The organism is Blastococcus sp. CT_GayMR20 (genome assembly GCF_004570345.1).
In genome coordinates, this window is sequence record NZ_SPQM01000157.1 from 1 (window position 1) to 10,066 (window position 10,066).

Below are 10,066 nucleotides of genomic sequence, written 5' to 3' on the forward strand. Positions count from 1 at the left end.
TGTCCAGGGGCTCGCCGCCGACGCAGCAGCGCCCGCTCCGGCCCCCCGGCCCGTCCCCCGCCCCGTCCCCCGGCCGACGCCCGCGCCGTCCCCGGTGCACGCCCCGGCCCCGGCTGCGGCACCCGTCGAGCCCGTCCTCCCGCCGCCGAGCGACCCCAGCGCGTGGGGCCGGGTGGACGAGGAGGGCACCGTCTACGTGCGCACGGCCGACGGCGAGCGCGCCGTCGGCTCCTGGCAGGCCGGTGAGCCCGAGGCCGGGCTGGCTCATTACGGACGGCGCTACGACGACCTCGCCACCGAGGTCGCACTTCTGGAGGCGCGGCTCAAGGCGCACACCGGCAATCCGGGCGAGATCAAGAACAAGGCCCAGGGGCTGGCAGAGACCATCCCCACCGCCGCCGCGGTCGGCGACCTCGACGGCCTGGCCGCGCGGGCCCGCGCCATGGTCGACACCGCCGACTCCGCCGCGGCCGAGTCGCGCGCGGAGAAGCAGGCGGCCCGCGCCGGGCAGGTCGCCCGCAAGGAGGCGCTCGCCGCCGAGGCGGAGCAGATCGCGGCGGAGTCGACCTCGTGGAAGGCCGCCGGAGACCGGCTGAAGGCGATCGTCGAGGAGTGGAAGACGATCCGCGGCATCGACCGCAAGACCGACGAGGCGCTGTGGACACGGTTCGCCGCTGCGCGTGACGCGTTCGGCCGGCGGCGGGGGGCGCACTTCGCTTCCCTGGACGCCCAGCGCACCGAGGCGCGCGCCGCGAAGCAGGAGCTCATCAAGGAGGCCGAGAAGCTCGCGACTTCCACCGACTGGGGGCCGACGAGCGCGGCGATGCGCTCACTCATGGATCGCTGGAAGGCCGTGCCCCGCACCGGTCGCGAGGGCGACGACGACCTCTGGAAGCAGTTCCGCGCCGCGCAGGACGTCTTCTTCACCGCCCGCACGGAGTCGGACAAGAAGCGGAACTCCGAGGAGCACGCCAACCAGCAGCAGAAGGAGGAGCTCCTCGCCGAGGCCGAGAAGCTCGACCCGACGACGGACCTCAAGGGCGCGCAGAACGCACTGCGCAGGATCCAGGAGCGCTACGACGCGATCGGGCACGTCCCGCGGGGGGCGATGCGCTCTCTGGAGGACCGCATGCAGGCCGTGGAGCAGAAGGTGCGCGGCGCGGCCGACACCACGCGTGCCCGCAGCGCCCCGGAGAACCCGATGGTCACGTCGATGCGCTCCGCGGTCACCAAGGCCGAGGAGCAGCTGGCCAAGGCCGAGGCGGCCGGGGACGCCAGGCGGATCGCCGAGGCGCGGGCCAATCTCGCGACCCGCCGGGAGTGGCTGGCAGAGGCGGAGAAGTCCGCCTCCCGCCGCTAGCGTTCAGCAGTCCCCGACGGGGGCGAGCGGCGCCGGGACGCCGATCCGGGGCATGCCGAGCGAGACCCCCGGCGTGGTCGGCCGGACGCCGGCCGCGCTCGCGTCACCGGCGCGGGTGCGGCGGTGCGACAGCAGCGCACCATCGGCGACGAGGAAGTGCGGCTTGGCGTCGGTCACCACCGTCTCGACGACGTCGCCAGGCCGGACGCCATCCGCCGCCGTGAAGTGCACCAGGCGGCCGTCACGTGCCCGGCCGGACAGCCGGCCGGTCGCGGCGTCCTTGCTGCCCTCCCCCGCCGCCACGAGCAGCTCGGCCTTCCTGCCGACGAGCTTCCTGTTCTCGCCCCAGCTGATCTCGTCCTGCAGGGCGGTGAGCCGCAGGTACCGCTCCTGGACGACGTCCTTGGGGACCTGGCCGTCCATCTCGGCCGCCGGCGTCCCCGGGCGCTTCGAGTACTGGAAGGTGAAGGCGCTGGAGAAGCGGGCCGCCCGGACGACGTCGAGGGTCTGCTGGAAGTCCGCCTCGGTCTCGCCCGGGAAGCCCACGATGATGTCGGTGGTGATCGCGGCGTCGGGCATCGCGGCGCGGACGCGGTCGATGATCCCGAGGTAGCGCTCCTGCCGGTAGCCGCGGCGCATGCGGCGCAGCACGTCGTCGGAGCCCGACTGCAACGGCATGTGCAGCTGGTGGCAGACCACCGGCGTCTCGGCCATCGCGGCGATGACGTCGTCGGTGAACTCGCGGGGGTGCGGGCTGGTGAACCGCACCCGCTCGAGCCCCTCGATGCGGCCGGTGGCCCGGAGCAGGTCGCCGAAAGCGCCGCGGTCGCGGAACTCGACGCCGTAGGCGTTGACGTTCTGGCCCAGCAGGGTCACCTCGAGGACGCCCTGGTCGACCAGCGCCTGCACCTCGGCCAGGATCTCGCCGGGCCGGCGGTCCTTCTCGGTGCCGCGCAGCGACGGGACGATGCAGAACGTGCAGGTGTTGTTGCACCCCACGCTGATCGAGACCCACCCGGAGTAGGCGGAGTCCCGCTTGGCCGGCAGCGTCGACGGGAAGACCTCGAGGGACTCCACGATCTCCACTTGGGCCTCGGCGTTGTGCCGGGCCCGGTCGAGCAGGGCAGGCAGCGAGCCCACGTTGTGCGTCCCGAAGACGACGTCGACCCACGGGGCGCGCCGGACGATCTCGCCGCGGTCCTTCTGCGCCAGGCAGCCGCCGACGGCGATCTGCATGCCGGGACGGGCGTCCTTCACCGGCCGCAGGTGCCCGAGGTTGCCGTACAGGCGGTTGTCGGCGTTCTCGCGCACCGCACAGGTGTTGAGGACGACGACGTCCGCGTCGGTCCCCTCGGGCGCAGCGGTGTAGCCCGCCTCCTCGAGCAGGCCGGACAGGCGCTCGGAGTCGTGCACGTTCATCTGGCACCCGTACGTACGCACCAGGTAGGTGCGCGACGGTGCCTCCGGCTGAGTTCCCATGACGGGTGCGAGAGTACGGCGCGCCCATGGGCATATCGATTGACGATACCAACGACAGCCGTTATGTTGCGTTGCATGACGTCCCCGGCGAAGCCGCTGATCGGCCGCGGCAGCATCAATGCGGTGACCTGGCTGCTGATGGCGCTCGCAGTCGTCGCGGTGGTGCTGGCAGTGGCCATCCCGCTGCAGCAGCTCACCGAACCGGGCGCTGCTGTGCCGGTCACCCTGGCCGGCGAGACCGCCGACCGGGTCGATGAGGCCCTGGACATCCCCCGCCTCCCCGAGGGCGCCTCCGTCACCTACTCGGCGGAGGCGTTCGAACTCTCGGCGGCCGAGCTGCCGGGCGAGCTGCGGCTGCTCTCCCAGGCGGCGACCTCGCTCCTCTTCCTGTCCGTCGCCGGCGGCGCCTGGTGCCTCGCGCTGGTCCTGCGCAGCATCCGCGCCGGGCAGCCGTTCGACCGGCGCAACCCCGGCCGGCTCACCGGCCTGGCCGTCGCGATCGTCGGCGGGGGCCTCCTGGCGCCGATCGTCGGCAACCTCGCCGCCAACGTGGTGCTCGGCCACCTCGACCTGCTGGGACCGGACTCGCCGTTCGTCATGGTCATCGCCGACCTGACGTTCAACCCGCTGCTCTTCGCCGCCATCGTCATGGCCTTCGCCGAGGCGTTCCGGCGGGGCGGCGCCCTCGATGACGACGTCGAGGGCCTCGTGTGAGCCCACGCACGAGCACGCCCGAGACCGAGGATTTGGCGCCGCACCGGGTGGTCTGTCACCTCGACCGCCTCCTCGAGGAGCGCGGCATGACGCTGACCGAGCTCGCCGACCGGGTCGGGGTGTCGGTGGTCAACCTGTCGATCCTGAAGAACGACCGCGCCCGGGCGGTGCGGTTCTCGACTCTGACGGCGATCTGCGACGTGCTCGGCTGCCAGCCCGGCGACGTCCTCTCCGTCGCCCGCAGCTGACCCCTCGGTCAGACGCCTGGCCCCGGGGTCCCCTCGTCGTTCTGCAGCAGGTGCTCCTTGCCCGTGGTCGTGTCGGGGGTGTCGGCGAGGACGGAGTCGTCCGCCGTCGGATCGACTGCCTCCTCCGCCTCGTCCCCTGCGTCGTCCTGGCGGGACCTGTCGCTCGTCGTCATCTCCGTGTCCTCCGTCGTCGCAGGCATGACCTGACCTGCCCCGCCTACCCGCCGGGACCGGGCGCGATGCCTGCACCGGGACCGCTTCGTTACGCCTTCGTGATCACGACGATCACTCACCGTGTCCGATGGCCCTTAGGGTCGCCAAGGTGACCAGTCGTCAGAACGGAGAGCCACTCGTCCGCCTGTCCGGCGTCAACAAGTGGTTCGGCGAACTGCACGTCCTGCAGGACATCGACCTGGAGATCGCGCGGGGTGAGGTCGTCGTCGTCATCGGGCCGTCGGGCTCGGGCAAGTCGACGCTGTGCCGCACGATCAACCGTCTCGAGTCCATCGAGAAGGGCGAGATCGCCATCGACGGGGAGCGGCTCCCCGCCGAGGGCAAGCAGCTCGCCCGCCTGCGCAGCGACGTCGGCATGGTCTTCCAGAGCTTCAACCTCTTCGCGCACAAGACCATCCTGCAGAACGTCACCCTCGGGCCGATCAAGGTCCGCGGGAAGTCGAAGGCGGAGGCGGAGAAGCGGGCGCGCGAACTGCTCGACCGGGTCGGTGTCAGCGCCCAGGCCGACAAGTACCCGGCTCAGCTGTCCGGCGGACAGCAGCAGCGCGTGGCGATCGCCCGCGCGCTGGCCATGGACCCCAAGGTCATGCTCTTCGACGAGCCGACGTCGGCGCTGGACCCCGAGATGATCAGCGAGGTCCTCGACGTCATGGTCGGTCTCGCCCGCGACGGCATGACGATGATCGTCGTCACCCACGAGATGGGCTTCGCCCGCAAGGCGGCCAACCGGGTGGTCTTCATGGACGGCGGCCGGATCGTCGAGACGGCCGACCCCGAGACCTTCTTCAACAACCCGACGTCCGACCGGGCCAAGAACTTCCTGTCCAAGATCCTCAACCACTGACCGTTCGATGGAAGGACCGCCCATGCGCATCACCCGGTACGCCGCTTCACTGGCAGCCGCCGGCCTCATGCTCGCCGCCTGCGGTGGCAGCGAGGCAGGCAACCAGGCCGAGGACCAGGCCGAGAACACCGCCGAGGTCCAGGAGGACGTCGAGTTCGAGGCCGGGACGACGATGGCCGAGCTGAACGAGGCGGGCACCATCACGATCGGCACGAAGTTCGACCAGCCGGGCTTCGGTCTGCTGAACCCGAACACCCAGGACCCCGAGGGCTTCGACGTCGAGATCGCCACGATCATCGCCGCGAAGCTCGGCATCGCCGCCGAGGACATCGAGTGGGTGGAGACGGTGTCGGCCAACCGCGAGCCGTTCCTCCAGAACGGCCAGGTCGACATGGTCGTCGCCACCTACACGATCAACGACGCCCGCAAGCAGCTCATCGACTTCGCCGGCCCCTACTACGAGGCCGGCCAGGACATCATGGTGCCGGAGGGGAACCCCGAGGGCATCGAGGGGCCGGACGACCTGGCGGGCAAGAACGTCTGCTCGGTCGAGGGCTCGACGCCGGCCCAGAACATCCGGGACAACTACCCCCAGGCCACGCTGACGCTCTTCGACGTCTACTCCAAGTGCGCCGACGCGCTGGCCGCCGGGCAGGTCGACGCCGTCACCACCGACAACGTCATCCTGACCGGCCTGGTGGCCGGCAGCGACGGGGCGTTCGAACTGGTCGGCAACCCGTTCACCACCGAGCCCTACGGCATCGGTGTGCCCAAGGGCGACGACCAGTTCCGCGACTTCATCAACGACGTCCTGGAGGAGTCCTTCGAGGACGGCTCGTGGGAGGCCGCGTGGGACGACACCGCAGGGGCGATCAGCGGCACCGAGGCCCCCGAGCCGCCGTCCGTCGACCGGTACTGATCCACCGGGGGGCCGCCGGGTGAACCCCACCCGGCGGCGCCCCGCCGTCCCGGACACCGAGAGGCGCCGCGGTGCAGTTCCTGATCGACAACTTCTCGCTGCTGTGGGATGCCTTCCTCACCACGCTGTGGCTCAGCTTCCTCGCCGGGCTGCTCGCGCTCGTGCTGGGCACCCTGCTGGCGGCGGCGCGCGTCAGCCCGATCCCGCCGCTGCGCGGGCTGGCCACCTTCTACGTCGAGGTGTTCCGCAACACGCCACTGACCGTGGTGTTCTTCTTCATGATCTTCGGCCTGCCGCAGATCGACTTCATCCTGGGCTTCTTCACCGGCGCCGTGCTGTCCCTGGGCCTCTACACCGCCGCGTTCGTCTGCGAGGCGCTGCGCTCCGGCATCAACGCGGTCTCCGCCGGGCAGGCCGAGGCGTCCCGGGCGATCGGGCTCACCTTCGGGCAGTCGCTGCGTGAGGTGGTGCTGCCGCAGGCGTTCCGGACCGTCGTACCGCCGCTGGGCAACGTGTTCATCGCGATGGTGAAGAACAGCTCGATCGCGGCCGGCTTCGCCACCAGCGAGCTGAGCTCGCTCCTCCCCCGCCTGGTCAACGCCGACGCCGGCGAGCTCACCGCCGTGCTCATCGGTGTCGTCATCGCCTACATGCTCATCACGCTGCCGCTGGCCTACGGCGTGAACCGCATCGAGCGCCGGGTGGCGATCCTGCGATGACCACTCCCGTGCTGTTCGACATCCCCGGCCCCAGGTCACGCGCCCGCATCCGGATCGGGACGGGCATCGGCGCGCTGCTGATCCTCGGGATCCTCGCCGTCGTGCTGATCCGCCTCGGCGGCAACGGCCAGCTGGAGAGCCAGCGCTGGGCCGTCCTGTTCGACCCCCGGACAGGTGTTCCGCAGACACTCGGCCGCGCGCTGGTCAACACCCTGCAGGTCGCCGTCGTCGGCATGGTCCTGGCCACGCTCGTGGGGCTGCTGCTGGCGGTGGGGCGACTGTCCGACCACCGCGCCGTCCGCTGGGTCGTCGGCGTCTACATCGAGTTCTTCCGCGCCGTCCCGCTGCTGGTCGTCATCTTCGCGCTGTACTTCCTGCTGCCGAAGTACGGCATCGAGCTGTCGGCCTACCAGGCCCTCACGGGCGGGCTCGTCCTCTACAACTCCGCGGTGCTGGCCGAGATCTTCCGGGCCGGCATCCTGTCGATCGACAAGGGCCAGAGCGAGGCCGCCTACGGGATCGGCATGCGCAAGTCGCAGGTGATGGTGCTGATCCTGCTGCCCCAGGCCACCCGCCGCATGCTGCCGGTCCTGATCGCCCAGCTCGTGGTGCTGCTCAAGGACAGCTCGCTCGGCTTCATCATCGGGTACTTCGAGCTCCTGCGAGGCGCCCGCAGCCTGGTCGAGTTCTTCTCGGTGAGCTTCGGCAACCAGTACACGTTCCAGCTGTACGTGGCCGCCGGACTCATCTACATCGTGATCAACGTGCTGCTCTCGCAGCTGGCGCGGTACGTGGAGAAGCGGACGCGCCGGAACGCGAAGGCATCGGCGGTCGTGACCGTGGACGTGCCCCTGGACGTGCAGATGGGTACCGGCACACCGGGTTCTACCGTCTGACCCACCCGTCCCAGCCCGGCGCGCCGCGCGCGACACGCCGCGGCTGCCGGGCAACACTCGTCGGCACCATGGAGACCATGCACGCCACCGGGCGCCGACGCCTGCCCCCGGTTCCGCGCCCGAGTCCCGAACGGACCGCTCAGCCCGATGCGGCCGCCCACGACGACGACCTCGACGGCCCGGTCACCGAGCGGCTCGAGCTGGACCTCTCGGAGCTCGACGACGGCGGCCCGGCCACGGAGCGGTTCCAGGTCGACCTCTCCGAGGACGACGACCCGACGGCCGCGGTGACACCGCCGGCCCAGCTGGTACCGCCGCCGGCCGAGGTGGTCCCGGTGGCCACCGTCGCGACCGAGGCCCCAACCGCCCCTGAGCCGCAATCCCTCCAGCCGGACGCGGCGCAGGAGTTCGTCGCCCGCCTGCGCTCAGCTGCCGCCGAGTTCGCCGAGGCGGCCGGTGCGGCCAGCGCCGTCGTCCGGGAGGCCGTTCCGCCGGCCCGCCACCGGCGCGCGCGCTGCCGGGTGGTCCTGCGCTACGACGACGACACCGAGTCCGACGTGACGTTCCTCGGCCCGGCCGGCTCGCCCGGCACCCGGTCCCGCCACGGGTTCGACCGGCAGATCCGCCGCTGGCTCGGCTCCGGTCAGCACCGGGAGGACGCCTGGGTCGTCGCCGACCCGGACGCGCCGGACGGGCTCGCCGTCGACGTCACCGCCTGGCTGACCGCGGGCTGACCCGCTCGTCCCGCGCTCTCCGGTTTCCCTGCGGGCGATGATGCGCCACGATGACCATGCCGGGTGGAGAACCCGCCTGGTGAGTCATCCGTGGGCGCGCCCGCAGCGCGCCGAGCCGGGGGGCGTCTCATGACCGCCATCGCACCGCAGCCGATCATCAGCCGGCCGAGTCCGGCGCGCGTGGTGGTCAAGGGTTCGAGACTGTCGAACGTCCTGCGCACGACCGATCACAAGACGATCGGCCTGATGTACCTGACGGCCTCGTTCGCGTTCTTCATCCTCGGCGGCCTGATGGCCATGCTGATGCGCGCCGAGCTGGGCCGGCCGGGGCTGCAGTTCCTGTCGCCGGAGCAGTACAACCAGCTGTTCACCATGCACGGCACGCTCATGCTGCTGATGTTCGCGACGCCGCTGTTCTTCGCCTTCGGCAACCTGATCATGCCGATCCAGATCGGATCGCCGGACGTCGCGTTCCCGCGGCTGAACGCGCTGTCGTTCTGGCTCTTCCTCTTCGGCAGCCTGATGGTGGTGGCAGGTTTCCTCACCCCGGGCGGTGCCGCGGACTTCGGCTGGACCGCCTACACGCCGCTGTCGACGGGGGTGCACTCCCCGGGCCCCGGCGGGAACCTGTGGGTGGGGGGCCTGGCCGTCAGCGGTCTCGGCACCATCCTCGGCGGCGTCAACTTCATCACCACGATCGTCTGCCTGCGCGCGCCCGGCATGACGATGTTCCGGATGCCGATCTTCGTCTGGAACGCGCTGATCACCAGCGTGCTCGTCCTGCTGGCGTTCCCGATCCTGACTGCCGCCCTGTTCGGGCTGCTGGCCGACCGCAACCTCGGCGCTCTCGTCTACTCCGACGAGATGGGCGGGCCGATGCTGTGGCAGCACCTCTTCTGGTTCTTCGGGCACCCCGAGGTCTACATCATCGCGCTGCCCTTCTTCGGCATCATCACCGAAATCATCCCGGTGTTCAGCCGCAAGCCCTTGTTCGGCTACAAGGGCATGGTCGGCGCGACCATGATGATCGGCTTCCTGTCGCTGGCCGTCTGGGCGCACCACATGTACGCGACCGGCGCGGTGCTGCTGCCGTTCTTCGCATTCCTGACCTACCTGATCGCGGTGCCGACCGGGCTGAAGTTCTTCAACTGGATCGGCACGATGTGGCGGGGCCAGCTGACGTTCGAGACGCCGATGCTGTGGTCGATCGGCTTCATGGTCACCTTCCTGCTCGGTGGTCTGACCGGCGTCCTGCTGGCCAGCCCGCCGCTGGACTGGCACCTCAACGACTCCTACTTCGTCGTCGCGCACTTCCACTACGTGGTATTCGGCACCGTCGTGTTCGCGGCGAATGCCGGTATCGCGTTCTGGTTCCCGAAGATGTGCGGCCGGATGCTCGACGAGAAGATCGGCAAGCTGCAGTTCTGGATGACCTTCATCGGCTTCCACGGCACGTTCCTGATCCAGCACTGGCTGGGCAACGAGGGCATGCCGCGCCGGTACGTGGACTACCTGCCGACCGACACGTTCACCACGCTGAACACGATCTCGACGATCTTCTCGTTCGTGCTGGGAGCGTCGATCATCCCGTTCCTCTACAACGTCGTGCACTCGTGGAAGTACGGGCAGCTCGCGCTGCGGGACGACCCGTGGGGTCACGGCAACTCGCTGGAGTGGGCGACCTCGTCGCCTCCGCCGCGGCACAACTTCACCGAGATCCCGAAGATCCGGTCGGAGCGGCCGGCGTTCGAGGCGCACTACCCGCACCTGCTCGAGCGGCTGCAGGTCGAGGCGCACGCGGGCAAGGGCCACACCCCGTACGCGGACAACGTGGCCGGCGATGCGACCGCCGGACCCCGGCAGGGCCCGCGGGACCCCGACCCGACCTAGCAGTTCGGTCCCCTACAGGGCCCCGCCGC

Annotated in this window: 11 protein-coding genes; 9 read left to right on the forward strand and 2 right to left on the reverse strand. The window is 70.5% G+C overall.

Going from position 1 to position 10,066, the window contains the following annotated elements; genetic code table 11:
- Positions 1-1,360: DUF349 domain-containing protein (locus tag E4P40_RS23385; RefSeq protein WP_135160779.1), on the forward strand; the 1,360-nt coding region annotated here is incomplete at its 5' end.
- Between the two features lie 3 nt (positions 1,361-1,363).
- On the opposite strand, the gene miaB is transcribed toward E4P40_RS23385, so the two are convergent.
- Positions 1,364-2,839 (reverse strand): tRNA (N6-isopentenyl adenosine(37)-C2)-methylthiotransferase MiaB, encoded by a 1,476-nt coding sequence (gene miaB, locus E4P40_RS23390; RefSeq protein WP_135160780.1) that lies wholly within the window; start codon positions 2,837-2,839, stop codon positions 1,364-1,366.
- A 75-nt stretch (positions 2,840-2,914) separates the two neighbouring features.
- Here miaB and E4P40_RS23395 point away from each other — a divergent pair, with 75 nt between their 5' ends.
- Both E4P40_RS23395 and E4P40_RS28655 read left to right on the forward strand, forming a co-directional pair.
- Entirely contained in the window at positions 2,915-3,553 is a 639-nt protein-coding gene (locus tag E4P40_RS23395) for a DUF2975 domain-containing protein (protein WP_135160781.1), read from the forward strand.
- Positions 3,554-3,600: 47 nt separating this feature from the next.
- The gene (locus E4P40_RS28655) at positions 3,601-3,801 is read left to right on the forward strand and encodes a helix-turn-helix transcriptional regulator (protein WP_280790641.1); all 201 of its coding nucleotides are present in this window, start codon (positions 3,601-3,603) and stop codon (positions 3,799-3,801) included.
- 8 nt (positions 3,802-3,809) lie between these two features.
- Here the strand turns inward: E4P40_RS28655 and E4P40_RS23405 are convergent, their stop codons facing one another.
- Positions 3,810-3,974 (reverse strand): hypothetical protein, encoded by a 165-nt coding sequence (locus E4P40_RS23405; RefSeq protein WP_167762357.1) that lies wholly within the window; start codon positions 3,972-3,974, stop codon positions 3,810-3,812.
- Between the two features lie 128 nt (positions 3,975-4,102).
- Between E4P40_RS23405 and E4P40_RS23410 the strand changes: the two genes are divergently transcribed.
- The 6 genes from E4P40_RS23410 to ctaD all read left to right on the forward strand — a co-directional run bounded on the left by E4P40_RS23410 (position 4,103) and on the right by ctaD (position 10,037).
- Positions 4,103-4,879 (forward strand): amino acid ABC transporter ATP-binding protein, encoded by a 777-nt coding sequence (locus E4P40_RS23410; RefSeq protein ID WP_135160784.1) that lies wholly within the window; start codon positions 4,103-4,105, stop codon positions 4,877-4,879.
- Positions 4,880-4,901: 22 nt separating this feature from the next.
- Positions 4,902-5,798 carry a glutamate ABC transporter substrate-binding protein gene (locus E4P40_RS23415; RefSeq protein ID WP_135160785.1) on the forward strand — a complete coding sequence of 299 codons (897 nt, stop codon included), beginning with the start codon at positions 4,902-4,904 and terminating at the stop codon, positions 5,796-5,798.
- Between the two features lie 71 nt (positions 5,799-5,869).
- A complete protein-coding gene (locus E4P40_RS23420; protein ID WP_135160786.1) occupies positions 5,870-6,517 on the forward strand; it encodes an amino acid ABC transporter permease in 648 nt (215 codons plus the stop codon).
- On the forward strand, positions 6,514-7,413 hold the full coding sequence (locus E4P40_RS23425; protein ID WP_135160787.1) for an amino acid ABC transporter permease: 900 nt from the start codon (positions 6,514-6,516) through the stop codon (positions 7,411-7,413). Before E4P40_RS23420 ends, E4P40_RS23425 begins: the two co-directional genes overlap by 4 nt.
- 77 nt (positions 7,414-7,490) lie before the next feature.
- The gene (locus E4P40_RS23430) at positions 7,491-8,147 is read left to right on the forward strand and encodes a hypothetical protein (RefSeq protein ID WP_135160788.1); all 657 of its coding nucleotides are present in this window, start codon (positions 7,491-7,493) and stop codon (positions 8,145-8,147) included.
- A 129-nt stretch (positions 8,148-8,276) separates the two neighbouring features.
- Positions 8,277-10,037 (forward strand): cytochrome c oxidase subunit I, encoded by a 1,761-nt coding sequence (gene ctaD / locus E4P40_RS23435; RefSeq protein WP_135160789.1) that lies wholly within the window; start codon positions 8,277-8,279, stop codon positions 10,035-10,037.
- Positions 10,038-10,066 lie beyond the last annotated feature (29 nt).